The sequence below is a fragment of the Sulfurospirillum halorespirans DSM 13726 genome (assembly GCF_001723605.1).
GTDB classification, from domain to species: Bacteria; Campylobacterota; Campylobacteria; order Campylobacterales; family Sulfurospirillaceae; genus Sulfurospirillum; species Sulfurospirillum halorespirans.
This window is the reverse complement of record NZ_CP017111.1, coordinates 384875-411513: the sequence shown is the minus strand read 5'-3', so window position 1 is coordinate 411513 and position 26639 is coordinate 384875. Positions and strand designations below refer to the sequence as shown.

Genomic DNA, 26639 nt, shown 5'->3' with positions numbered 1-26639 from the left:
TCATGGTCTAACAACAACTTGAGGACATATATCTTGGGTATTCCACGCTCGTTTATTAAAAGGTGTTCTAATGTTCCAATGATCTGCAATTGAATAGAAATAAGGCTTCATTACAATATCTTGATACTTACCTACTAAACTATTATATTCATGATTATTCTCTTTAACATTATTCCAAATATCAGAATAATAATTTGATAATATAAAATCCATTCCAAGTATAAAATCCATTGGGTGATGCATCATTCTTGGCGTATCGAAAAACATTCCTTGACCATAATTTGTTATCTTCTCTTCTAATTTTCTTCCACCAAATTGAAAATGATATTTAGGATGTGGGTCAACTGAATGACTATTATCTGGATGTCTATCTAAGTGTAAAGAATGAACCATCTCAGTACCATCTGATGAATAGCCAATAGTTAAAATATTAAACTCCAAATATTCAAATGGGTCAAAGTATTGGTGTTTAAATTTATTGGAATCAGCAATAAGTTTAATACTGAACTCCATAAATGATGGTTGTGTTGAGATTGGCTTAAGGCCACCTATAGTAGATATTGGTAATCTAATGAAAGTATCATATCCCCAAAAAGTGTTATTTGCCGGAGTCATTCCATACACTGGAATATTATGGTTATCCTCTAAAATATCACATATATTTTTAGCGGATACGATAGAATCTAAATCATTTTCTAGGATTCCTATAAATGTTAAAATATCATTCGCTATAGTATTTCTTAATACTTGTGCTTGTTTAGTTGCTTCCATTTTCTACACTCTCTAAAGCTTCCTTCTTCAGACGATAACGTTCTTTTTCAGACCAATGAAGTTGAATACCCTTTGTTCGTCCAAATCTTTCCCTTAATGCATAAAAGGAAATATATTCATATTCATGCCAAGATAGATGTTCCCTACTTTTTACTATTTTAAAACCTTCTAATGGATCTAATGGTTTGATTTCACCTGTTTCTGCTTTATATCCTTGACAATATGTCCAAAACCTATTACTAAAATTGCTATCTATGAGTGACGCAACTTGTAATTTTTTATATTCAGTTTTTTCAATTAACTTTTCAATTCTTATCTTTGCATCAACTTGAACTAATGAAACACCTGTAATTGCTTTAAATATCTCGATGATTTTAGGTAACCACCATCTGTCCCACCCTGGAGAGAATACGCCTTGATACTTAGCTTCTTGAAATTTATCATTTATCAAAGCCTCTAGATCTTCTGAAGTATTCGAATCTAACCCTAATTTAGCAATCAACATACTTTTATCAATTAGTAGCCCTGTAGAAAAAATTAAATCTTTTAAAATTATTTGTGCTATGTTGTGTGTTAATATTCTAGTTTGGTCTTTAAATTTACTTATCAAATTTTTATCTAAATATGATTCATCTATAGATAATATCATCGAAATATTATTTTGATTTTGTGCAATAGATTTATAGCCCTCTATTAGGCACAATAACTGTTTAGATACTAATTCAAAATTATCAGTATCTCCTTTTAAAAATCTTATATCAAATAAATTATGACTTGCATTCTCGTCTTTATATATTGCTTTAATGTTTTCATCTGTAGAACATAAAACAATTGGCATATCTTTTAAGTGCCTTTTAGTTGGATCACTTTCTGCAGTTAGAGTTCTGAGTTCTTGTGCAATTGCTGGTGCCTTGTACTGAGCTATAGATTGAGTACCAGAGATAGGAACTTCATCGAGTCTTAAATCAAGAATAATCCCATCTATATCATCGATATTACTATTTATATAGTTAATCATTTCATTAAATGGTTTGATTGATACTGGTATAACTGCTACATTGCCAAAGGAGGATAGTCGATTCGTAATTGGATCCAAATTACTTTCTGGTTGATCATCAATAAATATATACTTATTCGACATCTGCTATTTCCTTTACTGTTGCTTTTGGCAATTCAATTCTTATTGTCGTTGAATACCCAGCTATCGGTGTTTTAACATAAATTTTTCCATCATAACTATCAATTATATCTTTTGTGATTTTTAAACCTAGTCCCGTTCCTGACATTTCCTCATGCTCATTAGCATTACTACCACTCGGTTCATTAGTAGTAAAGAATGCATTAAAAACTTTCTCTCTATTCTTCATATCTATACCATTTCCATTGTCTGAAAATTCTAAATATACCATATTGTTGTCAACTCCTGCAGAAATTAGGATTCTACCTTTTGCTCCTATTTTTTTTATAGCTTTTTTTGAATTACTGTAAAAATTAAATAAAATAGATGCCCATTCTGATTCGTGCATTTCACATGTATAAATATCATAACCATTAAAAATTGGTTTCTCAAATGTTATTTCATTTTTTTTGTAATCTTGACTGATAGCTTTTATAAATACTCTAACTACATCTCTTAGTTCTATGGCTTTTAAATCCCTTTCAACATTCTTAGAAACAGCACTATCAAAGTATGCTCTATATGTGTCAAGGTATAAAAAATTATTTTTTAAACTTTTTGCTAGTTCAAGTTCTTTGTCTTTTAACACATCTATTAATGAATCAATATCTGCATGAAATGATGATTGAAAGAATTTTATTTCATGTACAAATTCACCAATAACTAATCCCAATCCTGCTAGAACTCTGAGCATATTTAATTCATCAATAAGATTTTTTTCTTCTTTTTCTTGCTCAATTATTATTTTAGTTATCTCACTTTTAATATCTTCTATATTACCATGCGTAATTTGTCTATTATCAGAATTAAAAGATGCAGAGTTATTTTGATTTTCTATTATTTCTAGCTTCTTTAATATATCACTCAATCTTGTTTGTGGTTTTTTATTTCCCCATTCTTCCTGACTAGTTGTAACTTTCATACCTCTAATATGAGCTATTTTTATAGCTAATGCAGTTAAAACTTTATATGCAAAGTCTTGTAGTTCAATAAATGCATTATTTTCTATCAATCCCTCTCTATTTGATTGTTCTTCAAAATTTTCTCCATTTTCATCGAATATTTCTATAAAGCCAAAGTAATTTATGTTTCTATGCGTTGGCAATATGATTCTCCTTCCAGTTGAAGCATCTAATCTAAGCCAATCATTACCTTTCTCTGCATAAGGTAGAACTCTAAACCCATTTCTATATAGTCTAATACCACCGAATTCATTTGCAGTATCTAGTATTATTTTTTCACTCATCTTAGGAATATATCCCGAACTGTAGATATAGTAATAAGCTTTTAAATTAACATTATCCAATTCAGAATATGTTTTATCTTTTAAGACAATATTCTTTTCTTCTAAATTTAGCTTGTCACTTTTCACACTATAACAAGCAAAGCCATCTTTATTAACATAAGCATCTATTTCTGCTAAAGAATGTTGAAAAAGTACTAAATTATCATTGGCAACTTCTTCTTGTTCAAACTCATCATCTTCTCGAAAACAATAAACTTTAAATCCTGGGTCAATAGAATCATTGTTTATAGCTTTGGATAAAGGAAAAGGTTGTAATAAATCTGATTCAGAAACAAATCTATACACTCGTTTAATTACAGTATCTGTCCAACTTTCTCTTAAATTTTTTATATATAAAGTTGTACCATGCTTTTTCTCTTTATCTACCTTTTCTATTCGATGTTCAATCACTGATAAATCTATATCAGATATAAAATTATTCCAATTAATTTCTATTTTCAATGCAAAATCATCTGCTTCTGTTTGAGTAACTATTGTTAGAAATGTCCCTAACCTTTGAGCTGAAAATCGTCCAATTCCTTTTCTTCCAGCTTTTTCTCTAGAATATTTATTTGATATAGGATTGTGTATTTTGTAACTTGATGATAATCGCATAAATCCATTAACCAAGTCCTCTTTAGTCATGCCTATTCCATTATCATCAATTTTTAGAGTCCCCCCAACTTCTAGTGTATTTATAAAGTATAAATTAACTACAGTTGAATCTGCATCATAAGAATTTTTCACTAACTCAGCAACCGCTGTCTCTCTTTTTCCAACTAGCTCTTTTCCAAGTCTATTAATAATGCCTGCATCAACAGAGAATCTAATATTACTATCAAACTTGGAAAGTTCATTTGATAATTTCAAAATTTTTGAATAATTTTCAGGCTCATTTTCTAAAACTTTTTGCAATTCTTCTCGTATTTTTTGTGGCATCATTGAATCCTTAATGAATATAATATTAGCTAAATTTACATAATTTCTGAATCATGAATACTGGAAGGAGTCCATATTTATAGCAAATAAATCACTATGATTATAATAAAGTTATTTTTGACACTTTGCCTCAAGAATAAGGTTTAAAATTTTAATTTATACTACTTTGATTTAATAGAATCTAAATAATCAGCATACCATTGCATTAACTGAGTTCTCTCTGGTATATATTGAGCTTTATTGTAAGTACTACGAATTTTATTTTTATCCTTATGCGATAAGCAAGCTTCAATAACTAATGAATGCAATCCATGCTCAGCTATTTTTTCGTGTGCCGTTGTGCTAAAAATATGCCTAAACCCATGCCCTGTTTGCTCAGATTTAAACCCCAAAATTTGCAATGCTTTATTGATTGAATTATTCGATAATGGAGCCATGCGATTTCGAGGACTTTGAAAAATATACTCGCTATTTTTAGTAAAAGGATAGGTTTCCTGTAAAATATTAACTGCTTGAGCTGATAGCGGTACAATATGCTCAGATCTCATTTTCATGCGCTCTTTTGGAATTACCCAAAGTCTTTTCTCAAAATCAATCTCGTTCCACTTTGCTTCTCTGGCTTCACTTGGTCGCAAAGCGACTAATGGTAATAATCGTAAGAGTTGCCTAACAACATATTCACCACTATAAGAATCAATAGCGATTAAAAGCTCTTTTAACCGTTGTTCATCTTGAATATGCGCATAGTTAGTGCTTTCATATTTTGTAAGGAATTTTGAGGCACTCAGGGATGCTATAACGCTAAATTCTATGATACCTAGATCTTCTGCGTACTCGAAAATATTTTGTGTGTAATTCAAACAACGACCGGCAAGTTCTGGGCTTCTAATATCAATGATTTTCAGAGCTGACGCAACATCTGATTTTTTAATTTCGCGAATATCTCGTTCTCCAAGAAGAGGATAAAGATTTCGCTCTATTCGTGATTTGATCTCTTTACTATATCCAACAGATGATTCACGTGTTTTTTTAATAAGCCATTCTTCTGCGATCGATTTAAAAGTTGTAACTGATTTTTGCTTTTTCTCTAATTTTACTTTTCTCTTTTGTTCTACAGGATTAATGCCATCAATTTTGAGTTTAATTGCTTCTTGATGGAGTATTCTTGCTTTTTCAAGACTAATATCAGGATATTTTCCGAAAGAATAAACATACTTTTTATTTTCAAAGGAGTAGTTATATCGCCAAAGCTTACTACCGTTTGGCCTAATCAGTATATACAATCCTTCACCGTCTTGCATCCTATAGTCTTGCTCTAAAGGCTTGGCATTACGTATTTGTAAGTCTTTTAGGAGTTTTATGGCCATGAGTAGTAATTATCCTTCAAAGAGTAGAAATTATGAAAAATTACTACCAATGTTACTACTTTGAGGCTTAGTTGAGACTAAATTATATTAGATTGACTTAGATGAATAAATGCTTTTATTTATCGATTTTACCGCTATTTATAGACTTTTTGGGAGGTTGTTAGAAAAAAGAGTGGCTCCGAATGCTGGATTCGAACCAGCGACCAAGTGATTAACAGTCACCTACTCTACCGCTGAGCTAATTCGGAACACTTTGAATGAGGTCGAAATTATAGTTAAAAAATTCTTTATTGTCAAGACGTATTTTAATAAAATTGGTTAAAAAGTTTTTTGTCACACAAATCTTAAAAATAACATAAATCTTACATGAATGTGCTGATTTATTCAAGAAAAGGTAAGAAGAAACATTGTAGGATAAAAAGATTTAATTTTAAGGAGTCCCTATGAATAAGAAACTTATTGGCTTAGCATTGGCTGGAACACTGAGCGTTCCTATGTTTGCAGCAGAGTTCATCACGATTGGTACGGGTGGCGTTACAGGAACGTACTATCCAACGGGTGGTGCTATTTGCCAAATGGTGAACAAAAATAAAAAAGAGACCAATATCCGATGTTCTGTAGAGTCAACGGGTGGCTCGGTTTACAATGTCAATACGATCAAAGCGGGTGAGCTTGATTTTGGTATTTCACAAAGTGACACTGCTTACCAAGCGTTCAAAGGCGAAGGTAAGTTTGAAGGTGCCGCGGCTGTGCCAGAACTTCGTAGTGCGATTGCGATTTATCCAGAACTTCTAGCCCTTGTTGTCAGTCAAAAATCAGGCATCAAAACGATGGCGGATCTTAAAGGTAAAAAGCTTAACCTAGATTCACCAGGTTCTGGAACTAACATGACGGTTGATGTTATTTTTGAAGCACTTGGCATCAAACGCTCCGACTTAGCGCTTGTCAATGAACTCAAATCGACAGAAGGTCCAACGATGCTTCAAGACAACCACATCGATGGTTACTTCTTCGTAGCAGGTCATCCAACCGCTAACATCAAAGATGCGTCAAACTCTGTAGACATCAACATCGTTCCTATCGATGGTCCTGCGATTGATGCGTTGGTTAAAAAATACCCTTATTATGCCAAAGGCACTATCTCAGGTACTTACTACAAAGGTGTGCCAAATGATGTTCCAAGCATCGGCGTTAAAGCGGTTCTTGTGACCAGTAGCAAAGTCAAAGATGAAGTGGTTTACCAAGTTGTCAAAACGATTTTAGAGAACTTTGACAAATTTAAAGAGCTTCACCCTTCGTATAAAACGATTACCAAAGAGAGCTTACTTGAAGGCTTAAGCGTGCCACAACATCCAGGTGCGATTAAAGCATTTAAAGAAGCGGGACTGCTTAAATAATACTCCAAACTATTCTTACATGTAAGGCTTTTTGAAAAAAGAAGCCTTACAGATTGACATAAAGGTTTACGCGTGAAAACACTTGAAGAACGACTGGATGATGCGAAACTCATCAGCGAATTTGAAGGTCATAGAGATTTTGAAAGCACTACATGGCAATACTGGTTTGTAGCAAGCATTGCTTTTTGTTGGTCTTTATACCAACTTTACATTGTCATCGATCCAGGCAACAGCGCTCATGTTAGAGCGATTCACTTAGCCTTTGGTATCGCCCTTGCATTTGCGATGCATGCTATCAGTAAAAGCCCAAAACTAAGATCAACGATCACATGGTATGATTTTGCCATTATGATCGTGGGCGTTGCGGCAGTTTTATACCAATGGTATGCCTACAAAGACCTTGCAATGCGTTCAGGTGCTTGGACACAAACCGACATTATCGTTGGTATTGCAACGGTTTTGGTTGTCCTTGAAGCATCGCGAAGGGTTATGGGTCTGCCATTGATGCTTGCGGCGGTTGTCTTTTTGCTGTACGACTATTTTGGCCCTTATCTTCCCGATATGATTGCGCACAAAGGTGCGAGTATCAATAAAATTATGGGGCAAATGGTACTCACAACAGAGGGAATTTTTGGTGTTCCACTGGGCGTTAGTGCAAGTTTTGTCTTTTTATTTGTTCTTTTTGGCTCACTTCTTGACAAAGCAGGAGCGGGTGAATACTTCATCAAAGTCTCTTATACTATTTTGGGTAAATACGATGGCGGACCCGCCAAAGCAGCCGTTGCAGCTTCGGGTATGTTTGGTATGATCTCAGGCTCATCCATCGCCAATACCGTCACCGTGGGTACGTTTACGATTCCACTCATGAAACGCCTCGGTTTTAGCGCACACAAAGCCGCAGCCGTTGAGACAGCAGCTTCTGTTAATGGTCAATTGATGCCTCCAATTATGGGTGCTGCTGCGTTTATTATGGCAGAATTTTTAGGGCTTGATTATACGGATATTGTTTTTGCAGCCTTTATTCCTGCCTTTACATGTTATGCCGCACTGTTTTACATCGTTCACTTAGAAGCTAAAAAACACGGTCTTAAAGGTGAAGACCCCAGTGTCCTAGGACGCACATGGCCTATTTTTATCCGAGGGATTCACTATCTTATTCCGATCTTTTTCTTGATTTACACACTCATTGTGCTACGACAATCCGCACAAAGTGCTGCCTTTAGTGCCATTATGTTTTTGATGATCATCATGGTCGTTCAAAAACCTTTTAAAGCATTTTTGAATAAAGAAAAAATAACGCTCCCCATTATCCTTGAAGGTTTTGCTGACATTGGAAATGGTATGGTGATGGGTGGTAGAAATATGGTTTCCATTGCCGTTGCTACGGCAGTTGCAGGTATCATCGTGGGTTCTGTGACACTCACTGGTATTGGTTTGGTTCTAGCAGAAGTGATTGATAATCTCTCAGGTGGGTACATCTTAGCCGTTCTTTTCCTGACTGCTTTTGTCTCATTGGTTCTTGGTATGGGGCTTCCAACCACCGCAAACTACATCGTTATGGCAGCGTTAACCGCACCAATTATTATGGATTTGGCAGCAAGTAATGGGTATTTGATTCCAACGATTGCAGCACACATGTTTGTTTTCTACTTTGGTATCTTAGCCGATGACACGCCTCCTGTAGGCATGGCAGCGTATGCTTCGGCAGCGATTGCGAAGAGTGATCCTATCATTACGGGTATTCAGTCGTTTATTTACGATATACGAACAGGCATCTTGCCGTTTATGTTCTTCTTTAATAATGAACTTCTGCTCATTGGCGGTGTCGATCCAGAAGATCCAAACGACGCGTCTAAATGGCAGTGGATCACCAATCCGTTTGAAATTGCCCTTATTTTTGGTGGCGCAGTGTTGGGTATGTTTGCCTTCACCTCAGCCACGCAAAGTTTTGTTTTAACGAAGATCAATACGATTGAGCGTATCGGTTTGATTGTTGTCATTCCATTCTTGATGTTGCCAAAGATTATGGAGGCAAAACTTGGATTGCCAAGTCACTACGTCTCTTATGCGATTGGTCTTGTGATATATGGATTTATCTATTTTGGACAAAGAGTTAAATACAAAAAACAGCAGTTAGCACTGGCGTAATTCATAGTGGGCGGTTTCGCCCACTAGAGTACTTTATAAAAACTCACCCCTGCAATATTCTTTACATGTAAACGCTTTTCTTCGACCAGACGGTTGAGATTTTCAAGGCTTTGTGCATCAAAACACAGAGCTATATCTTCAAAACTTTGCGGTCTGCGCTTGAGAAGTTCGAGTATCTCTTCACGACTAAAATGACGCTTTTGCGGTATGTAATTTTTCTTATAAGCGATGTTTACATGTAAGCCTTCCAGAAAGCTTGAAAGCGCTACCAACCGCTCAATACTCACCCCTTTCACCTCGTAAGCAGGCGGACGATCAATCGTGCTAACATCGATGCGATCGGGTTTGATGTCATGCAAAACGGCGCTTAGAGCTTTAAACTCTTCCTCGGTGTCATTTAAGCCTTCAACGACTAAAATCTCGATGACCAATTCGCCCACATAACGTTTTCTAAAGCTTTTCATGCCTTCGATAATCTGAATAATCTCAATGCCTTGATGCGCGCGATCAAGCTTTTTAAAGCATTTAGGACTCACACAATCTAAAGAAAGTTTGACGATGTCTAGTTTTGAAAGAATTTCTTGGATGGAAGGATCTTTAATGGTTGCGCCATTGGAAAGAATCAGCAGTTTAGTCTCTTTTTTGATCTTTACGATACCATCAACCAAGGCATCAAGTTCAGGATAAAGTGTCGGCTCACCATTCGCCGTCAGCGTAATAACATCCAAATTTTGATGTTTTGCCAATGCCTCATTAAGCGCATCTAGCACTTCTTTGACTAAAGGTGCATCGCTCACTTTATTCACCGTTTTTGCCCCTTTAAGTTCGCAGTAAAGGCAGTCAAAATTGCACTGTTTGGAGGATGGGCTAAGGTCTATGCCAAGGGATTGCCCAAAACGCCTTGAGGTAATGGGTCCAAAGATAATGTGACTGATGGGAAATCCTTTACATGTAAAGAGTGTGCTAGGATTTTCCTAGCACAGAATGATTAGATTTTGGTGCGAGTTTGGACTTGTTTAATGAAGTATTTGGCATGCTCGACAGGAATATCAGGCAAGATGCCATGACCTAAGTTAAAGATATGTCTCTCGTTTTTCATAACATTGACGATATGCTCAATACCCTCATCAATCGCCTCTTTGCTGTAAAGACGCGTGGGTTCCATATTGCCTTGAAGGACATATTTGCCTCCCAATTTTGCTTTGGCTAGTTCAATTGGCGTTGACCAATCCACACCAAACACATCAAATTCACCATCGATTTTATCCAAGTATCCGCTAATGCCTTTTGGGAATAAAATGACAGGAACGTGCGGATATTTTGATTTTAAATAGGCACTAATCTCTTTCATATACGACCAACTAAATTCAAAATACGCACTCTCTTCGAGCGCTGCTGCCCATGAATCAAAGATCATCACGACATTCGCACCACTTTGAATCTGGCGCTCCATATAACCCTTAAGCACTTCGGTCACTTTTTTCAAAAGGGCGTGCATAAACTGCGGATTAGAATAGATCATTTTTTTCACAAGAGCGTAGGTCTTAGTGCCTTGCCCTTCGATCATATAGGTCGCAAGTGTCCAAGGAGCACCACAAAAACCAATCAGCGCTTTATCGGCAGCCAGTTTTCCACGAATCAATTTAATCGTCTCATAAACGTATTCTAAGCCATCAATCGCTTTTTCAACGCTGAGTTTATCCAAATCTGCTTGATTGGTAATTGGGTGTGAAAACACAGGACCTTCGCCTTTTAAAAACTGAAGTTCCATGCCCATTTCAAGAGGTACAACTAAAATATCACTAAATAAAATAGCCGCGTCCACACCTAAGATATCAACCGGTTGAAGCGTGACTTCACAGGCTTTTTCAGGGTCTTTACATAAACGTAAAAAGTCTCCTGCTTGGGCTCTTACTTTCATATACTCAGGCAAATAACGCCCTGCTTGGCGCATCATCCATACAGGTGTATAGGGTGTTTTTTTACCAAAACACGCATCAACAAAAATCATCAGTGTTTTCCACCTTTATGTAAAAAATAGAGTCCTAATGAGAGTGCTAAAATAGAAAACGCAAAATAGAGCATTTCTAATGCACCTTTATACTCTGTGTGAAGGACACGTTGAAAAAAGTTAACAATCAATACCATAACAATAACTTTTGCAATTTTGTCTTTAAGCTCATCCAAGGAGCTTACATAAAGCACTTTGTCACCACCGGCATCTTTAGCGACGTCAATGTCGGAGATGAACAACTCATAAATACCAAATCCAAAAATCAAAAGAACAAGCGCAATGAGATAAAGATCAACGGCACCAATTATTTCAGCTACAAGATCTGCATGGAAATTTTCAGGGTGTATTCCCATAAAAAAATACTGATACGTTGAAATAGCCGCATGATACAAATCTGCACTGGCTAAAAAGAAGAGTGCAAAGGCTGCTACAATACTAAAGATTACCGCTGAGAGGGTCATCAGTCGTGTTGACCACAACCCTCTCTCAAATAGTTTTTCTAACATTAAGCCTCTTCTTTCTTAATCCATTTTTGTGCAATTCTAACGGCATTCGTTGCAGCCCCAACACGGATTTGATCGGCAACACACCATAGATGAAGGACATTATCGCGGTTGATATCTTTACGAATTCTTCCTACGTATGTCTCATTCGTATCGGTTGAGATAATCGGCATTGGGTACTCTTTTTTAGCGGGATTATCCAAAACCACAACATTTTCAGCATTTTTAAGTGCTTCAACGGCTTTTTCTAAATTGACATCTTTTTCAAAATGAATCGTAATTGCTTCAGAGTGACTTCTCATAACAGGAACACGTACACACGTTGCGCTAATTTCCATTTTTTTACCCAAGATTTTTTGAGTCTCATTGACCATTTTCATCTCTTCTTTAGTGTAGTCATTGTCCATGAATACATCGATGTGAGGAATGACATTGAGTGCAATTTGATGTGCGAATGTTTTTGGCTCACATTGATCCAGTTTGAACGCGAAAAAGTCTTGCATTTGATTGACGAGTTCTTCCATACCACTTTTTCCCGCACCACTGACCGCTTGGTAGGTTGCGACATCAACACGTGTGATGTTAAAAATATCATCCAATGGTTTGAGTACTTGTACCATTTGAATCGTGGAACAGTTTGGATTCGCGATAATACCTCTGTTTTGCCATTGGTCAATATCATCAGGATTACACTCAGGTACAACCAAAGGAACATCAGGATCCATTCTAAAATGGCTGGTATTGTCAATCACCACAGCCCCTGCTTCGGCAGCAAAAGGAGCATAATGCGCTGAAATATCCCCACCAGCGCTAAAAAATGCGATCTCAACATCATTTTCTTCAAACGCTTTTTCTGTGAGCTCAATCACTTTATAGGTTTTACCTTTGAATTCAACTTCAAGACCTGCACTTTTGCTGCTTGCAAGGGGAACGAGATTATTGACAGGAAAGTCAACCTCTTCTAAAACTCTACACAGCTCTTCGCCAACCGCACCCGTAGCTCCAACGATTGCTACATTGTACTTTTTCATTTCTCTTACCTTATTTTTTATGTGAGACTTTTTTAATAACCCAATAGAGTTGGTATTAAGTTATCAAAAAAGTCTATGTGTTTTTATCTTTACGAACTAAACCAATTACGACTCTCTAAAAAGAGATCTTCTTTACTGATCGCTTCGGTATCACTTAAGATCACGGCACGCTCAACCACAGAAATCAACTCTCTAATATTACCTGGCCATCGATAGGTCATTAACGATTCGATAGCTTCCCCAGAGAAATACCGCTTTTGCAGACCATATTTCTTCGTAACACGCTCTAAAATGACTTCACAAATCGGTAAAATCTCCTCTTTGCGTTGTCGAAGAGGTGCTATTTCAATCGGAATCGTATTGAGCCTGTAGTAAAGATCTTCTCTAAACTGACCCTCTTTAATGCTTCGTTTAATATCGGCATTGGTTGCAGAAACAATACGCACATCAATCGGCAACTCTTTGGTACCACCCACACGCACCATCACACGCTCTTGAATAACCCTTAAAAGCTTGGCTTGAAGCATCATCGGCATCTCACCAATTTCATCCAAAAAAAGTGTTCCACCATTGGCAACTTCAAAATAGCCCTTTTTCTCCGCTATCGCGTCGGTAAAAGCGCCTTTTTCGTAACCAAATAGCTCACTCTCTAAAAGATTTTCAGGAATGGCTGCCATATTGATTGCTACAAACGGATTTTTGGCTCGTGGAGAGTTTTTATGCACATAATTGGCAAAAAGCTCTTTTCCGACACCACTTTCGCCTAAAAGAAGGACACTGACATCCGTTTTAGCCGCTTTCCTCGCAATCGTGAGTGCTTGTTCAAGCTCAGGAGACGAAGCTATAAAATCGCCATTTTCTTCTTTAGTACTATCGATCTTTTCAAAACTCTCTTTAACTTTGGTACGAATTTTATCATGTCGCTTGATCGCTTCAACGAGTGTTTCGATCTCAAAAGGCTTGGTTAAAAAGTCTTTGACACCCAAACGAACGGACTCAATGGCGCGACTTAGCGTTGCATTTCCCGTGATGACAATAATGTCATACTGCCCATCGAGTTTTTTGATAAACTCAATGCCATCCATGCCGGGCATATTGATGTCCGTAACGATCAAATCAACGCTTGAATCAATCTTTTTAAGAGCATCCAATGCACTTTTGTAGGTAGAAATTTTAAATTCTTCATACTCACCTAGAGCGATTTCTAGGGATTTTCTCATATTTATATCATCTTCTACAATTGCAACGTGCATTTTGAATCAATCCTGCCAAAAAGAGTTTTACCTAATGGCATTTATGGTAGCAAATTCATCTTTAAAGTCTACTGTAAAACGCACAGGCTCGATCACCAACTCTATTCTGTCATTACCCTGCTTTAGATGTTGTTCATTCCATGAAAGAAGATGTGAGGAGAGCTGATAAAAACAGGGGAGAATCGTATCAAAGTGTTTTCGCAAAAACAGCTCTTTTGGAAGATTTTGGGGATTGCTTAACGTAAGTGTGCATAACTTCTGCGCTTTACCTTCAAAAGGGATCATAACAGGAGCAATATTTTTTTGCTCATAAATCACAATACTATTTGCAGTGACGATTTTGTATGAAAACCAAAAAAGATCACTGCAAAAAAGTGCTTGTGACGCGCCTAAAATTAATAAGCAAACAGTTCGTGCCACCTACGTGCGCTCATTGTAATTTCCATTCGAATGCTGTACAAACCATCTTTAAAGGTTGCATCTGTTATAGCCGCATCTTTAACAAGTGCATTAACGGACGCTACGATACGAGAGTCTTTTAACGCAGCATCTTGAACTGTCTCACTTGAATTAATTTTCACACCGTAAAGTTTCTCACCCAGTTGACGATACCCATCGGTTATGGCGGCTCGTTTTGCAAGGGCTATTGCTTGCGCAGGAGAAACTGTATTTTTAGGTGCAATTCCTTCACCGTAAACGACAAATGATTTTTCGTTGCTAAAATCATACATTGCCGCTTTTGGATCTTTTGCAGGTTCTGCCTTTGATGAACAACCCGAAATCACTAGTATCAAACCTAAACTTGCCAAAAGTGTCACAAACCATTTATTCATAGCTACACCTTTTAATATTTTTTTATCTTTAAGCAACTACCATTCCAATTACTCATCGCTTGGTGCGTCAGGTGCGTCATCTGAGACAATCAAACTGCCATCATTTGAAGTTTCTTCATCATCCAATGCTTCATCACCTTCGTCAATCTCTTCTTTAGGGCAACGCGCAAGGCTTTGAACCACATCTTTGCCTTCTACAGAAACCACTTTAACACCACTGGTATTGCGCCCTGCTTTACGAATTGTTTCCATATCCACACGAATCATTTTACCACTGCTGGTCAGGGCCATAAGGTCTTTGTCTTCATCAACGATGACAACACCAACTAGATCGGCAGTTTTTGGCGTAAGCTTCATAGCAATAACACCTTTACCACCACGACCTTGCAATCTGTACTCATCTGCCGTTGTTCGTTTACCAATACCTTTTTCTGTTACGGTTAAAAGCTCTTCTTGATCATTGTAAATCACAGCAGCGCCAACGACTCTATCATTCTCTTCTTTAAAGCGAATGCCTGTAACACCTCGTGCCGTTCTGCCGATCTCTCTTGCGTCACCTACTTCAAATCTAATACACATACCTTTTTTCGTTACGATGAAAAGGTATTTTGTGTCATGGGTGACCACTTTTGCAGTAACTAATTCATCGTCATCATCAAGCGTAATGGCTCTAACACCCACGGAGCGGATATTTTTAAACTCACTGAGGTTCGTACGTTTGATCACACCATTTTTGGTAAAGAATGCCAATGATTTGGTCTCATCAAAGTCGGTTGTTGGAATGATTGCCATAATTTTTTCATCCGCTTGTAGCTGAATGAGGTTCACGACTGCTTTACCTTTTGCGGTTCGGCTTCCTTCTGGAATTCGGTAAACTTTGAGCCAGTAGAGTTGACCGCGATCCGTCACAAACATGAGTGTATCATGGGTATCAGAGACAAAGAAGCTTTCGATAAAGTCATCATCGTACGTTGTTACGGCGATTTTGCCTTTGCCACCACGTTTTTGTTTTTCATACTGTTTGAGTGGAACACGTTTGATGTAACCACGGTGTGTAATTGTAACCACCATGGATTCATTGGCGATCAAATCTTCCACGTCAATGTCATCGTAATCATCCACAATTTCCGTGATACGTTTTGATTTAAATTTATCTTTAATTTCGACTAACTCTTCTTTAATCAGCGCATTTAAAAGCGCTTCGCTACGTAGGATATCACTCAAACGCGCAATCTCTTGAAGAAGCTCTAAGAGTTCGTTTTCGATCTTATCTCTCTCTAAACCTGTAAGACGTTGGAGTCTCATATCAAGAATGGCACCTGCTTGAACTTCACTGAGGTTAAAGCGTTCGATCAAGCCGTCTTTCGCACTTTTGGTATCCGCACTGCCTTTAATTAGCTTGATAATCTCATCAATGTTATCAAGCGCAATTTTAAGACCCTCTAAGATGTGCGCTTTGGCTTTGGCTTTTTCAAGTTCAAAAATCGTACGGCGAATAATAACCGTTTTGCGGTGACGTAAGAAAAGTTTTAAAAGCTCGATAAGCGTAAAGACTTTTGGTTCTTTGTTATAAATTGCAAGTAAGATAACACCAAATGTGACTTCAAGATTGGTTGATTTATAAAGATTGTTCAGCACAATCTCACTCATCGCTTCACGTTTAAGCTCAATGACCAAACGAATACCATCTCGATCACTCTCATCTCTGATTTCGCTGATACCTTCAAGCATCTTTTCTTTGACGAGTGCTACAATTTGCTCGATCAAACGAACTTTATTAACTTGATACGGAAGCTCATCAATAACAATAATATCTTTATTGCCTTTTTTCTCAATATGCACCTTAGAACGTATTCTTACACGACCACGTCCCGTTCGGTACGCCTCAAGAATGCCTTTTTTACCAAAGATGATACCGCTGGTTGGAAAATCAGGGCCTTTAATAAATTCCATGATCTCATCAAGTGTGGCTTCTGGGTTTTCAATCAAAAGAAGGAGTGCATCTAAAAGTTCATCCAAACAGTGTGGAGGAATGTTCGTTGCCATACCAACTGCGATACCACTTGAACCGTTAAGCAACAAGTTTGGAACACGACTTGGAAGAACATCTGGTTCACTCATACTATCATCGTAGTTGGGTACAAAATCAACGGTATCTTTATCGAGATCACGAAGAAGTTCTTCAGCAAGTGGTGTCATACGAGCTTCCGTGTAACGCATCGCAGCAGCACTATCACCGTCTATTGAACCAAAGTTTCCTTGCCCATCAACTATCGGAATACGCATTGAAAACGGCTGAGCCATACGAACAAGTGCATCATACACTGCTGTGTCGCCATGTGGGTGGTATTTACCGATAACATCACCGACGATACGCGCCGATTTTTTATACGGGCTTCGTGAAGAGATCGCAAGATCGTTCATCGCGTATAAAATTCTTCGGTGTACGGGTTTAAGTCCATCACGCGCGTCAGGAAGCGCACGCCCGATGATAACACTCATCGAATAATCAAGATAACTGGTCTTTATCGACTCTTCAATACTGATCGTCTTGATGTCTTGGTTCGAATCAAAAATATTGTCCATTCATTAACCTTACATGTAAAATTGTTCCATTGTACTTTACTTTACCTTTTATTTCCATAGGGGTCAGGGCTAAACTTTTAACTTTTGAGGATTTTACTGACTCCTGCAACGCTTAGAGAGCAATTTCGTGCAACCTCACTCTTGCTGTATCCATCTTCATAGGCTTTTTTGATCGCTTCATTTCGCTCTTGTTTACTCTTTACATGTAAAAAATAATTTTCAAGCATTTCTTGGTGCAAAGGCACAATTTGCCCCTCTTCGTGTTTGTATTTTGTTTGATGAAACGCGTCTATATTTGAACGTTCTGCCACGCTTAGAGAAATACTTAAAAGATCCAATAACTCCTTAGTATTGTAATCGCGCAACACAAACGAGTTTTGCAAAAAAGAAGGCACGGCATCTTTTAAAATACTGTACGTTGCACAATACATATATTCGCCGATTTTTTGGCTCATCCCCGCTTTTACGGGGTTGTTTTCGATGTATTTAAAGAGGGTAAAGAGGTGCTTTTCATCCAAGACGTACCATGATTTGAAGCGATCTTGCCACAAATGCCCTACACGAGAATGGCGTTTATTGAAATAACTCGCATACTGAGCGTTCAGTTGGCGCATGCCTGAAGAGAGATTTTCGCGCGTGTTTTGCACTAAAATGTGATAGTGGTTGTCCATCAAACAAAACGCATGAATGTTGAACTTGTACTCCCTAGCAGCGCTTGCCATCAGCTCAATAAACTTCGCCTTATCTTTTTCGTCTTCAAAAACCTTCCCCTTGGCAACACCTCGGTTGTAAACGTGATGATAGCCCACATTTTCGATGCGCAATCTTCGTGGCATACTTACCCTCTTTTTTTGCTAAAATTGTACCACAGAATGTTAAAAAGTTAAAAGTTTAGCCCTGACCCCTTTTTGAAAGAATGTGCATGAATGAATCTGTTTTAAAAGTCGTGATTATTGTGGCAATTTTGGTGATGTTTGGTGTTCTTTATATAACAGGTATCGCTTTTGTGCTGAACCATCCTACCCCTTCCAATCTGTTCTTACACAAACTTTCAGCACTGATTATTATTGTGCTTTTAGGTGTCCATGCGTGGCTTCGACGCTGTACGATTCGAAAACTTTTACAAGAGTGTGTTGCCATTTTTTTGAACACGCATATCCGTCATGAAGAGAACATAGATTTTCTCATTCGCAACACTAAAAATCAATCGTTTCAAGAACTCTGTGTCTTATTTCATTGTGACGTCACATTTTTGCAACAAAAGCTTTTGGAACATCATGTGAAAATTGAACATGTTGAAGATACATTAAAGACAATTGCGAAGGCAAATGACAAAGATATGTATCAACTTTTTTTGCTGATGATAAAGTTACATGTAGAAAAGAATTGCCCATCGACACTTGATACGCGTTCCTGTGCTACTATATAAATAAGCTTGTCTGAAGGCTAATTGTTAGCTTTCTCCCGCTAACCCTCTTTTGCATCTGCCAACACTAGGGCAAACAAAACATTAACACCATGCTTTTTAAGTGTCTCATGCGCCTCTTCCAAAGTACTTCCCGTGGTGACGATGTCATCGATCAAAATAGCATCGATTTCATCTTTACATGTAACGATAAAATCCCGTTTATTGGCTTGTCTAAAGGCTCTGCTTTTACCAGAATAACTCTCATGATTTTGTGCTCTTAAACTTCCGTACATTGGCGTTAAAAAAGGCTTGGTCGCTTTGGCTAAAATCGCACTGTGCGAATAGCCGTGTCTCACATGATCGTCGATAGGAATGGCGCAAATGCCTTTTGGCAACTCAAACGTTTTTAAAAATTCTAAGAAAGTATGAGAGCCTAGTTGTGCGAATATTTTAGCGCCGATGTAGGTGTGTTTGGTATGAAGCAGTGGGGTTATGTCACTGTAGCTGTAAAAAGAGTAAACTTTAAGCCCGCTCTCCAAAATTCTAAAAGCAGGAGTTGGAGCTAAAATGCTCTGTAGGCAATTCTTACAAAGCGGTTGCCAGCTAAGCCCAAGGCAGAGATGGCAACGCATTTTTAGTCGATTTTGAGAATGGTGAGAAACGCCTCTTGCGGTAATTGAACTTTACCGATGGATTTCATACGTTTCTTGCCCTCTTTTTGTTTATCAAGCAGTTTTCGTTTTCTTGTAATATCGCCACCATAACATTTAGCAGTGACGTTTTTACCCATCGATTTTACCGTTTCGCGTGCGATAACTTTGGTGCCAATGCTTGCTTGAATCGCCACTTCAAAAAGTTGGCGAGGAACAATCTCTTTCATCGCTTTAACAAAATCACGTCCTCTGGTTTGCGCACTCACCCTTGGAACAATGATAGAAAGCGCATCCACAGGTTCACCTGCAACTAAAAGATCAAGCTTCACCAAATCACCGACTTGGTACCCGATAGGCTCGTAATCAAAGCTTGCGTACCCTTTGCTGACCGATTTGAGTTTGTCGTAAAAGTCCATCACGATTTCATTGAGTGGAATCTCATACTCTAAAAGTACACGCTCAGGACTGAGATAGTCCATCTTTTTTTGCATACCCCGTTTGTTATTCATGAGAATGATGATATTGCCCAAAAATTCAGTCGGCGTTAAAACGGTTGCTTTGACATACGGTTCTTGAATCTCTTCAAATTCATTCACAGGAGGAAGTTGACTTGGGTTTTGAATGTCTAAAACAACACCTTTGGTCGTTTTAACTTTGTAGGTTACCGTTGGCGCTGTTGCGATGAGATCAAGGTCAAACTCTCGCTCCAAACGCTCTTTAATGACTTCCATGTGAAGTAACCCAAGGAATCCAACCCTAAAGCCAAAGCCAAGTGCGGCGGAAGTTTCAGGCTCGTACGAAATGCTTGAGTCATTGAGTTTTAACTTATCAAGGGCGTCTCTGAGTTCTTCAAATTTATCGGTTTCAATCGGGTAAAGTCCTGCAAATACAAACTGTTTGACCTCTTTAAAGCCAGCGATCGGCTCTTTCGTTTTGTTACGAAAATCCGTAATCGTATCGCCTACTTTAACATCGCCTACGTTTTTAAGACCCAGTACGACAATGCCCACTTCACCCGTTTTAATCATCGGCGTTTTTTCAAGGACAAGTGGATGTGGATACATAAGGTTTAACACTTCGTGTTTTTTACCTGTTCCCATCACGTACACTTCTTGCCCTTTTTTGATTGAGCCATCATAGACTCGAACAAGTGCAAGTGCGCCAAGATAGTTATCAAACCAACTATCGTAAATGAGCGCTTTGGTAGGAGCATTTTCATCGCCTATTGGAGCTGGAATTTTATCGACTAGCGTATCAAGCAGTTCTCGAATACCAATACCACTTTTAGCACTCACGCTCAAAGCTTCAGAACAATCAAGCCCGATGGTATGCTCGATCTCATCTTTTACGCGTTCAGGATCAGCGGCAGGAAGGTCGATTTTGTTAAGAACAGGAATAATTTCTAAGTTATTTTCCAAGGCAATGTACACATTGGCAATCGTTTGAGCTTCAACACCCTGAGAAGCATCGACGACCAAAAGCGCGCCGTCACTGGAAGCTAAGGAACGGCTTACTTCATACGAGAAGTCAACGTGACCGGGAGTGTCGATAAGATTGAGAATATAGGGTTGTCCATCTTTGACATAGGTCAGACGAACACTTTGCGCTTTAATGGTAATGCCGCGCTCTTTTTCGATGTCCATGGTGTCCATCATCTGCGCGGTCATTTCGCGTGCACTTACCGCGCCACACTCTTGAATCAGACGATCAGCTAACGTACTTTTACCGTGGTCGATATGAGCGATAATTGAGAAGTTACGAATATGTTTCTGCATTAAACAAACAATCCATTGACACTTTCATTGTGATAAACACGACGAATGACTTCTGCAAAAACAGGAGCAACGCTAAGGACTTTGATTTTATCATTGGCTTCTTTGAGAGGAATGGTGTCCGTGACGATCAACTCATCGAGCTCACCTTTGGTGATACGCTCATACGCAGGTCCGCTTAAAACCGCGTGTGTACAACATGCCATCACACTCGTAGCCCCTTTTTTCTTCAAGACTTCAGCCGCTTTGACGATGGTTCCTGCGGTATCAATCATATCGTCCACCAAGATCACATCTTTGCCCGTGACGTCACCGATGATGTTCATCACCTCAGACTCATTGGCTTTTTCACGACGTTTATCGACGATGACCATATCCACACCTAAGAGTTTTGCAAAACTTCTTGCACGGGCAACGCCACCGATGTCAGGACTTGCGATAATAGGGTTTTTGAGGTTTTTAGCTTTCACGTAGTCATTAAAGACGATTGAGCCATAGAGGTTATCGACGGGGATATCAAAGAAGCCTTGAATTTGACCGGCATGAAGGTCGATCGTTACAACACGATCAATGCCTGCGGTTTGCATCATATTCGCGACTAATTTGGCTGTGATCGGAACCCTAGGGGCTGCTTTCCGATCTTGTCTCGCGTATCCAAAGTAAGGCACAACGGCGGTAATGCTGTTGGCGGAGCTTCTTCGCAACGCATCGGTTAAAATAAGCAATTCCATTAAATTAATATTCGCTGGTGCACAGGTGGATTGAATGATAAAAACATCTTTTCCACGTACACTTTCACTGACTTGAACACTGATTTCGCCATCGCTAAATCGTTTAATCTCCGCTGCTGAAAGAGGCAGAGAGAGATGTTTTGCCACTCGTTTTGCAAACTCTGGATTTGCCGTTCCTGCAAAGACTTTATAGCCTCTCATATGAAATATCCTTTACATCAAAAAGTGCTCTATTTTACCCAATAGGGACTTAAGATAGCGTTAACACTCTTTTAACATTAAAGTGCCATAATAACAGAAGTATTTATTCACATTATAAGCAAATTAAGGAACTCCTATGACTTCGCTGCGTCGTTTTATCTCTTTGTCTATCAGTTTTTCATTTCTCATCATGAGCTACACGGGCATTATTCTTTTTTTATCGCCCAAAGGCAGGGTCGCCAACTGGACAAACTGGGAGCTTTTAGGGCTTGATAAAACGCAGTACACCCATTTACATGTAACTTTTATGGTACTTTTTTTACTGGGTATGTTTTTTCATATCTACCTCAATTGGGGATCACTTTTAAATTACCTCAAAAACAGAGCCAAATCCTTTTCTCTTTTCACCAAAGAGTTTTTATTAGCCCTTGGTTTGAACTTGCTTTTTATCGTAGGAACACTCTATTATTGGGCACCTTTTGAACAATTTTTGGACTTTCAAGAGGAGGTAAAAGCTTCGTGGGAAGCAAAAGTCGACCAAGCGCCCTACGGTCATGCCGAGCTTTCAACCCTCGAAGAGTTTGCCCAAAAAACGGGACGCAATGTCTCTGTCATCGTTTCGCAATTAAACGCCTCTAAACTCAAGGGTGTCAATCTGACCAAAACGATTGCGCAGATTGCTCAAGAAAATGGCAAATCACCCGCACAAATTTTCGATATGATCAATGCTAAACCCCAAATGCCCACGCTAAGCGAAGGTGGAGGATATGGTAAAGTAACGCTCAAAAATGCAAGCATACAACACACTTTTGCACTGGAAAAAGCCCTAGAACTTATCCGAGAAAAAGGCTTTAATGCTACTGAGAATTCAACACTCAAAGAGATCGCTGATGCTTTACATGTAAAGCCCATTGAACTCTTAGAATTACTGAAAACATCTACCCAAAAGGAGTCAAAATGAAAAAATCTTTCATGTGCTTAGCACTGGTTAGTCTGGTCGGTTTGAGTTTAAATGCTGTGGACACAACGCGCGGTCCCATCGGATTTGAGGCGTACGATACCAACAAAGATGGGATGTTGACCCAAGAGGAGTTTGATACTGTTAAAGTAGAACGCATGAGTGCGAATGCAAAAGCGGGAATGCCAATGCGAAACGCTGCTAATTCACCTGATTTTACCTATTTTGATGCCGACAAAAACGGTAAAGTGACCAAAGAAGAGTTTCAAACAGGTCAATTAAAACATATGCAGGAAAACAGGCAAAACAGAGGCAGAAAATAGCCTTACATGTAAAGAGGCGATTGTTCGCCTCACCTTCGCTTATCCTCGACTTGAAATGACAATACCCAACACAATCAACGCAAGACCCAGAATTTTATAAAGCGTCACACTCTCACTGAATAAAAAGACCGAAGAGACGAACACCACCACAAACGTCATTCCCATAAACGGATACGCGTAGCTCAGCTCAAACTTGGTCATCGCCGCCATCCAACAAAGAGAAGCGACAAACGCGGAGATAAAGCCACTTAAAATAAACGGGTCTAAAAAGAGCTTCAGAAGAAAAATGATTTTTTCAGCCGACGCATCGGGTAAATGCCCATGAAAAAGGATGCGCCACTTAATGACAAGCTGTCCATAAACCGTAAAAAAAATCGTTCCAAAAATGTATAAATGCGCCATTAACATGCACTCCATTTCATCAAAATATCACAAACCGCGTCAATCTCTTCATGGGTAATGCCATAATACAGTGGCAAACGAACCAAGCGTTCGCTCTCTTTGGTCGTGTAAACATCTTCACCAAACATACGACCGTATTTAAGCCCTGCAGGAGCGCTGTGAAGGGGAATGTAGTGAAACACTGCACCGATATTTTGCGCTTTAAACTGCTCCAACAAAGCCGTTCTCGTCTCCAAATCTTTCACTTTAAAATAGAACATATGTGCGTTATGCACACATCCTTCAGGAATATATGGAAGTTCAATCAACCCTTTTTTAGCCAAACCTTCAAGTTTTGTATAGTACATTTTCCACGCATTCAAACGGTGATTTTGAATCGCATCCACCTCTTCCAAATTGCCCCAAAGGTACGCGGCTTGAAGCTCACTTGGCAGGTAACTGCTTCCGATGTCCATCCAACCGTATTTATCGACCATGCCTCTAAAAAACTGGCTACGGTTCGTTCCTTTTTCGCGGATAATTTCCGCTCTTTGCGTAAATCGCTCATCGTTAATGAGTAACAGTCCACCCTCTCCGCCACTGGTCACATTTTTGGTTTCATGAAAACTAAACGCACCCAAATGTCCTATGGTTCCCAGCGGTTTACCTTTGTAGGTTGCTTCGAAACCTTGCGCCGCATCTTCGACGACAAAAAGATTATGGCGGTTCGCGATGTCCATAATCACATCCATATCGCATCCCACACCTGCGTAATGCACAGGCACAATGGCTCTCGTTTTAGGCGTAATTGCCGCTTCAATCAAACGTTCATCCATATTCATGGTCTCAGCTCGCACATCAACAAAGACGATTTTTGCCCCACGCAGTGCAAAAGCATCGGCAGTACTCACAAACGTGTAACTAGGCATGATGACTTCATCGCCCTCTTTGATGTCCAACAGAAGTGCTGCCATTTCAAGTGCGTGCGTGCACGAAGGTGTGAGCAAGGTTTTAGGACAACCATAGCGTTTTTCAAACCACTCTTGGGAGCGTTTACCAAAGGCACCATCGCCCGAAATTTTAAGGCTATTCATCGCCTCTAACACATACTTATCTTCGTTTCCTGTTCGAGGAGGTTTATTAAAATGAATCATTGTTTACTCTTAAATAAGTTTTATAGAGTTGTTGCAACTCTTGAAACGCTTTTAGAGCCAAGCTCTAAAAACTACGCTAACGCTGAGTTTTCCTCGGCGGAAAGCCCGCGCACCTTTGGTGCTTTTATTGACTACTTTTAAGAAAATTTTTGGCGTTTTCGCCTTCGTTGAAGATGAGATCAATCACACTCACACCATGCTCAAACGGTGGAAACAGTTGATGGTATTCAGCATACCCACTGTAATCCATCCACTCAACGTTAATGCCAGCTGCTGTAAAAATGGATTCATCCAAATAATCTTTCGCCGCAGGCCCACTGAGATACGTCGTGGCATCCAAATCTTGATTGAGCGCTAAAAGTCGCTCACTTTTACCATCAGCTAACACAAATTCTCTGGAATCACGAATGATCGTTTTAATCTCTAGCATCGCACAGATCGCATCAATAAAATGGCGATTAATCTCGCTAATGCTCTCCATCGTTGCACTCATGTACAGCGCTTCAAACTGCTCTTTATACGCCTTGAAATGAGGCGCCTTGGCATAACTTTGCGCGATGCTTCGCCAATGGTTCACGTTCCATTTGGGATCGGTGATCTTTGTCTCATTGATCTTTTGGTGCAAACTCTCTTGACGCACAGGAATACTAAGCCATTGAAGTCCATTTTGCGTCTTAATCTTGTTGCGATTGCGCCAGTCATTTTTGGTGTACTGCATATCATCGTACAAAACAAACTCGTCCACGCTGCCAATAATGTCAAAATATCCCTTCCACGGGATATAATTGGATTGTAGAATTGCTATTTTTTTCATAAATTAAGTGTCTCTTGAATCAGATAAAGCGGTCGTCGTTTGACCTCATCAAAAATCTTGCCGATGTACAACCCTGTAATGCCAATGATGGCAAACAAAAGTCCAAACATAAAAAACATCGACACCATCAAACTCGTCCAACCCTCAGCGGGTGTGTGGTAGAAGAAGTAGCGAATGACCAGCCAGCTCGCATACACAAGGCTCGCTAAGGCGATAAAAAAACCCAGTTGAATCGAAAGCCTGAGCGGCTTATTGGAGTGGGAAATAATCGAATCAATCGCTAAACGAAACAGTTTTGAGAAATTATAGGAGGACTCGCCATGCGCCCTTGGAGCATGTTCGATGTCAATTTCAACTTTTTTAAATCCGACCATTTGAGCAAAAAGTAAAAAATCGCGGCTGTGTTCACGGTAACGGTTAATCGTTTCAACCACTTTGTGGGCATAAATGCCAAAATTGGCGATGCTGTTATCGTGCTTCGTTTCGGTAAAATACTCTAAAACGCGGTTAAATGCCATCGAGCCAAAACGTTTGATAAAACTATCTTGCCTTTGTGCGCGTCTTCCAAAAACAATATCGTAACCATCCAGTGCTTTGTTGTACAGCTTAATGATCTCTTCAGGTCTGTCTTGCAAATCGCAATCCATCACCACAACCCACTCACCTTTTGCATGATCAAGCCCCGCCGTAATGGCGTAATGTTGCCCAAAATTTCGGGAGAGATTAATGCCTTTGACACGAGGATCTTTAGCGCATAACATCGCAATGCGCTCCCACGAAGCTTGCGGACAGGCGTCATTGACCAAAATGATCTCGAAGTTTTCAGTAATTTGGCTCAGTGTCTTTACTAAACGATCATAAAGTTCAAACAGACACTCTTTACAGCCATAAATAGGAGAGATAACACTAATCTTGACAGACTCCACGCGACACCTTTACA

The 26639-nt window shown here is 39.0% G+C and carries 26 protein-coding genes and 1 tRNA gene; 6 read left to right on the top strand and 21 right to left on the bottom strand.

The genetic code is table 11. The annotated features are described in order from the left end of the window. The 5 genes from SHALO_RS02085 to SHALO_RS02065 all read right to left on the bottom strand — a co-directional run bounded on the left by SHALO_RS02085 (window position 1) and on the right by SHALO_RS02065 (window position 5787). The gene (locus SHALO_RS02085; RefSeq protein WP_069477165.1) at window positions 1-771 is read right to left on the bottom strand and encodes a hypothetical protein; all 771 of its coding nucleotides are present in this window, start codon (window positions 769-771) and stop codon (window positions 1-3) included. Then, a complete protein-coding gene (locus SHALO_RS02080; protein ID WP_069477164.1) occupies window positions 758-1912 on the bottom strand; it encodes a hypothetical protein in 1155 nt (384 codons plus the stop codon). The genes SHALO_RS02085 and SHALO_RS02080 overlap by 14 nt, the downstream gene beginning before the upstream one ends. Next, window positions 1902-4175 (bottom strand): sensor histidine kinase, encoded by a 2274-nt coding sequence (locus tag SHALO_RS02075; protein ID WP_084010662.1) that lies wholly within the window; start codon window positions 4173-4175, stop codon window positions 1902-1904. The genes SHALO_RS02080 and SHALO_RS02075 overlap by 11 nt, the downstream gene beginning before the upstream one ends. Window positions 4176-4333: 158 nt before the next feature. Then, window positions 4334-5539 carry a tyrosine-type recombinase/integrase gene (locus tag SHALO_RS02070; protein ID WP_069477163.1) on the bottom strand — a complete coding sequence of 402 codons (1206 nt, stop codon included), beginning with the start codon at window positions 5537-5539 and terminating at the stop codon, window positions 4334-4336. A gap of 173 nt (window positions 5540-5712) precedes the next feature. Further along, window positions 5713-5787: transfer RNA gene (locus SHALO_RS02065), tRNA-Asn, on the bottom strand. Between the two features lie 195 nt (window positions 5788-5982). Between SHALO_RS02065 and SHALO_RS02060 the strand changes: the two genes are divergently transcribed. Further along, window positions 5983-6936 (top strand): TAXI family TRAP transporter solute-binding subunit, encoded by a 954-nt coding sequence (locus tag SHALO_RS02060; RefSeq protein WP_069477162.1) that lies wholly within the window; start codon window positions 5983-5985, stop codon window positions 6934-6936. Window positions 6937-7008: 72 nt separating this feature from the next. Further along, a complete protein-coding gene (locus tag SHALO_RS02055; protein ID WP_069477161.1) occupies window positions 7009-9084 on the top strand; it encodes a TRAP transporter permease in 2076 nt (691 codons plus the stop codon). A 23-nt stretch (window positions 9085-9107) separates the two neighbouring features. Here the strand turns inward: SHALO_RS02055 and SHALO_RS02050 are convergent, their stop codons facing one another. The 9 genes from SHALO_RS02050 to SHALO_RS02010 all read right to left on the bottom strand — a co-directional run bounded on the left by SHALO_RS02050 (window position 9108) and on the right by SHALO_RS02010 (window position 18140). Next, window positions 9108-10019 (bottom strand): radical SAM protein, encoded by a 912-nt coding sequence (locus SHALO_RS02050; protein WP_069477160.1) that lies wholly within the window; start codon window positions 10017-10019, stop codon window positions 9108-9110. 53 nt (window positions 10020-10072) lie between these two features. Beyond that, window positions 10073-11095 (bottom strand): uroporphyrinogen decarboxylase, encoded by a 1023-nt coding sequence (gene hemE / locus SHALO_RS02045; protein WP_069477159.1) that lies wholly within the window; start codon window positions 11093-11095, stop codon window positions 10073-10075. After that, complete coding sequence (locus SHALO_RS02040) at window positions 11095-11604, bottom strand: YqhA family protein (protein ID WP_069477158.1); 510 nt, start codon at window positions 11602-11604, stop codon at window positions 11095-11097. The genes hemE and SHALO_RS02040 overlap by 1 nt, the downstream gene beginning before the upstream one ends. After that, the gene (locus SHALO_RS02035; RefSeq protein ID WP_069477157.1) at window positions 11604-12632 is read right to left on the bottom strand and encodes an aspartate-semialdehyde dehydrogenase; all 1029 of its coding nucleotides are present in this window, start codon (window positions 12630-12632) and stop codon (window positions 11604-11606) included. Before SHALO_RS02035 ends, SHALO_RS02040 begins: the two co-directional genes overlap by 1 nt. 89 nt (window positions 12633-12721) lie before the next feature. Continuing rightward, window positions 12722-13885 carry a sigma-54-dependent transcriptional regulator gene (locus SHALO_RS02030; RefSeq protein WP_069477156.1) on the bottom strand — a complete coding sequence of 388 codons (1164 nt, stop codon included), beginning with the start codon at window positions 13883-13885 and terminating at the stop codon, window positions 12722-12724. 27 nt (window positions 13886-13912) lie between these two features. Then, window positions 13913-14305, bottom strand: a complete 393-nt coding sequence (locus tag SHALO_RS02025) for a hypothetical protein (protein ID WP_069477155.1) — start codon at window positions 14303-14305, stop codon at window positions 13913-13915. Then, on the bottom strand, window positions 14281-14718 hold the full coding sequence (locus SHALO_RS02020) for an LPP20 family lipoprotein (RefSeq protein WP_069477154.1): 438 nt from the start codon (window positions 14716-14718) through the stop codon (window positions 14281-14283). The genes SHALO_RS02025 and SHALO_RS02020 overlap by 25 nt, the downstream gene beginning before the upstream one ends. 48 nt (window positions 14719-14766) lie before the next feature. Further along, complete coding sequence (gene gyrA, locus SHALO_RS02015; RefSeq protein ID WP_069477153.1) at window positions 14767-17304, bottom strand: DNA gyrase subunit A; 2538 nt, start codon at window positions 17302-17304, stop codon at window positions 14767-14769. Between the two features lie 77 nt (window positions 17305-17381). After that, on the bottom strand, window positions 17382-18140 hold the full coding sequence (locus SHALO_RS02010) for a transposase (RefSeq protein WP_069477152.1): 759 nt from the start codon (window positions 18138-18140) through the stop codon (window positions 17382-17384). 86 nt (window positions 18141-18226) lie between these two features. On the opposite strand from SHALO_RS02010, the gene SHALO_RS02005 reads away from it, so the two are divergent. Then, window positions 18227-18733 (top strand): hypothetical protein, encoded by a 507-nt coding sequence (locus SHALO_RS02005; protein ID WP_069477151.1) that lies wholly within the window; start codon window positions 18227-18229, stop codon window positions 18731-18733. A gap of 38 nt (window positions 18734-18771) precedes the next feature. Here SHALO_RS02005 and SHALO_RS02000 read toward each other — a convergent pair whose 3' ends face one another. From SHALO_RS02000 to SHALO_RS01990, 3 genes are read right to left on the bottom strand one after another with little or no spacing between them, the layout of a single operon-like run. Continuing rightward, the gene (locus tag SHALO_RS02000; protein ID WP_069477150.1) at window positions 18772-19344 is read right to left on the bottom strand and encodes a ComF family protein; all 573 of its coding nucleotides are present in this window, start codon (window positions 19342-19344) and stop codon (window positions 18772-18774) included. 2 nt (window positions 19345-19346) lie between these two features. After that, window positions 19347-21140 carry a translation elongation factor 4 gene (lepA, locus tag SHALO_RS01995; RefSeq protein WP_069477149.1) on the bottom strand — a complete coding sequence of 598 codons (1794 nt, stop codon included), beginning with the start codon at window positions 21138-21140 and terminating at the stop codon, window positions 19347-19349. Next, window positions 21140-22069 carry a ribose-phosphate pyrophosphokinase gene (locus tag SHALO_RS01990; protein ID WP_025343588.1) on the bottom strand — a complete coding sequence of 310 codons (930 nt, stop codon included), beginning with the start codon at window positions 22067-22069 and terminating at the stop codon, window positions 21140-21142. The genes lepA and SHALO_RS01990 overlap by 1 nt, the downstream gene beginning before the upstream one ends. 136 nt (window positions 22070-22205) lie before the next feature. On the opposite strand from SHALO_RS01990, the gene SHALO_RS01985 reads away from it, so the two are divergent. Continuing rightward, on the top strand, window positions 22206-23030 hold the full coding sequence (locus SHALO_RS01985; RefSeq protein ID WP_069477148.1) for a DUF4405 domain-containing protein: 825 nt from the start codon (window positions 22206-22208) through the stop codon (window positions 23028-23030). Next, entirely contained in the window at window positions 23027-23350 is a 324-nt protein-coding gene (locus SHALO_RS01980) for an EF-hand domain-containing protein (protein ID WP_069477147.1), read from the top strand. Before SHALO_RS01985 ends, SHALO_RS01980 begins: the two co-directional genes overlap by 4 nt. A 39-nt stretch (window positions 23351-23389) precedes the next feature. Here the strand turns inward: SHALO_RS01980 and SHALO_RS01975 are convergent, their stop codons facing one another. Next, window positions 23390-23752: an EamA family transporter gene (locus tag SHALO_RS01975; RefSeq protein WP_069477146.1), complete on the bottom strand. Its 363-nt coding sequence runs from the start codon at window positions 23750-23752 to the stop codon at window positions 23390-23392. Then, on the bottom strand, window positions 23752-24885 hold the full coding sequence (rffA, locus tag SHALO_RS01970; protein ID WP_069477145.1) for a dTDP-4-amino-4,6-dideoxygalactose transaminase: 1134 nt from the start codon (window positions 24883-24885) through the stop codon (window positions 23752-23754). Before rffA ends, SHALO_RS01975 begins: the two co-directional genes overlap by 1 nt. Here rffA and SHALO_RS15325 point away from each other — a divergent pair. Next, window positions 24877-25026: a hypothetical protein gene (locus SHALO_RS15325; RefSeq protein ID WP_158513701.1), complete on the top strand. Its 150-nt coding sequence runs from the start codon at window positions 24877-24879 to the stop codon at window positions 25024-25026. The two genes, rffA and SHALO_RS15325, sit on opposite strands and share 9 nt — an antisense overlap. Here the strand turns inward: SHALO_RS15325 and SHALO_RS01965 are convergent. Then, window positions 25010-25699: a WbqC family protein gene (locus SHALO_RS01965; RefSeq protein ID WP_069477144.1), complete on the bottom strand. Its 690-nt coding sequence runs from the start codon at window positions 25697-25699 to the stop codon at window positions 25010-25012. The two genes, SHALO_RS15325 and SHALO_RS01965, sit on opposite strands and share 17 nt — an antisense overlap. Next, window positions 25696-26625, bottom strand: coding sequence for a glycosyltransferase family 2 protein (locus tag SHALO_RS01960; protein ID WP_069477143.1), 930 nt, complete (start codon window positions 26623-26625; stop codon window positions 25696-25698). The genes SHALO_RS01965 and SHALO_RS01960 overlap by 4 nt, the downstream gene beginning before the upstream one ends. Window positions 26626-26639 lie beyond the last annotated feature (14 nt).

Excerpts from the sequence above, each read along its gene's own strand:
- SHALO_RS02030 (WP_069477156.1), bottom strand. The coding sequence starts at position 13,885 with ATGCACGTTGCAATTGTAGAAGATGATATAAATATGAGAAAATCCCTA.
- SHALO_RS02020 (WP_069477154.1), bottom strand. The coding sequence starts at position 14,718 with ATGAATAAATGGTTTGTGACACTTTTGGCAAGTTTAGGTTTGATACTA.
- SHALO_RS02010 (WP_069477152.1), bottom strand. The coding sequence starts at position 18,140 with ATGCCACGAAGATTGCGCATCGAAAATGTGGGCTATCATCACGTTTAC.
- rffA (WP_069477145.1), bottom strand. The coding sequence starts at position 24,885 with ATGATTCATTTTAATAAACCTCCTCGAACAGGAAACGAAGATAAGTAT.
- SHALO_RS01990 (WP_025343588.1), bottom strand. The coding sequence starts at position 22,069 with ATGAGAGGCTATAAAGTCTTTGCAGGAACGGCAAATCCAGAGTTTGCA.
- SHALO_RS02060 (WP_069477162.1), top strand. The coding sequence starts at position 5,983 with ATGAATAAGAAACTTATTGGCTTAGCATTGGCTGGAACACTGAGCGTT.
- SHALO_RS15325 (WP_158513701.1), top strand. The coding sequence starts at position 24,877 with ATGAATCATTGTTTACTCTTAAATAAGTTTTATAGAGTTGTTGCAACT.
- SHALO_RS02085 (WP_069477165.1), bottom strand. The coding sequence starts at position 771 with ATGGAAGCAACTAAACAAGCACAAGTATTAAGAAATACTATAGCGAAT.
- SHALO_RS02070 (WP_069477163.1), bottom strand. The coding sequence starts at position 5,539 with ATGGCCATAAAACTCCTAAAAGACTTACAAATACGTAATGCCAAGCCT.
- SHALO_RS01980 (WP_069477147.1), top strand. The coding sequence starts at position 23,027 with ATGAAAAAATCTTTCATGTGCTTAGCACTGGTTAGTCTGGTCGGTTTG.
- SHALO_RS01965 (WP_069477144.1), bottom strand. The coding sequence starts at position 25,699 with ATGAAAAAAATAGCAATTCTACAATCCAATTATATCCCGTGGAAGGGA.
- lepA (WP_069477149.1), bottom strand. The coding sequence starts at position 21,140 with ATGCAGAAACATATTCGTAACTTCTCAATTATCGCTCATATCGACCAC.
- SHALO_RS02075 (WP_084010662.1), bottom strand. The coding sequence starts at position 4,175 with ATGATGCCACAAAAAATACGAGAAGAATTGCAAAAAGTTTTAGAAAAT.
- SHALO_RS02005 (WP_069477151.1), top strand. The coding sequence starts at position 18,227 with ATGAATGAATCTGTTTTAAAAGTCGTGATTATTGTGGCAATTTTGGTG.
- SHALO_RS02040 (WP_069477158.1), bottom strand. The coding sequence starts at position 11,604 with ATGTTAGAAAAACTATTTGAGAGAGGGTTGTGGTCAACACGACTGATG.
- SHALO_RS02080 (WP_069477164.1), bottom strand. The coding sequence starts at position 1,912 with ATGTCGAATAAGTATATATTTATTGATGATCAACCAGAAAGTAATTTG.
- gyrA (WP_069477153.1), bottom strand. The coding sequence starts at position 17,304 with ATGGACAATATTTTTGATTCGAACCAAGACATCAAGACGATCAGTATT.
- SHALO_RS02035 (WP_069477157.1), bottom strand. The coding sequence starts at position 12,632 with ATGAAAAAGTACAATGTAGCAATCGTTGGAGCTACGGGTGCGGTTGGC.
- SHALO_RS02000 (WP_069477150.1), bottom strand. The coding sequence starts at position 19,344 with ATGCGTTGCCATCTCTGCCTTGGGCTTAGCTGGCAACCGCTTTGTAAG.
- hemE (WP_069477159.1), bottom strand. The coding sequence starts at position 11,095 with ATGATTTTTGTTGATGCGTGTTTTGGTAAAAAAACACCCTATACACCT.
- SHALO_RS01975 (WP_069477146.1), bottom strand. The coding sequence starts at position 23,752 with ATGGCGCATTTATACATTTTTGGAACGATTTTTTTTACGGTTTATGGA.
- SHALO_RS01985 (WP_069477148.1), top strand. The coding sequence starts at position 22,206 with ATGACTTCGCTGCGTCGTTTTATCTCTTTGTCTATCAGTTTTTCATTT.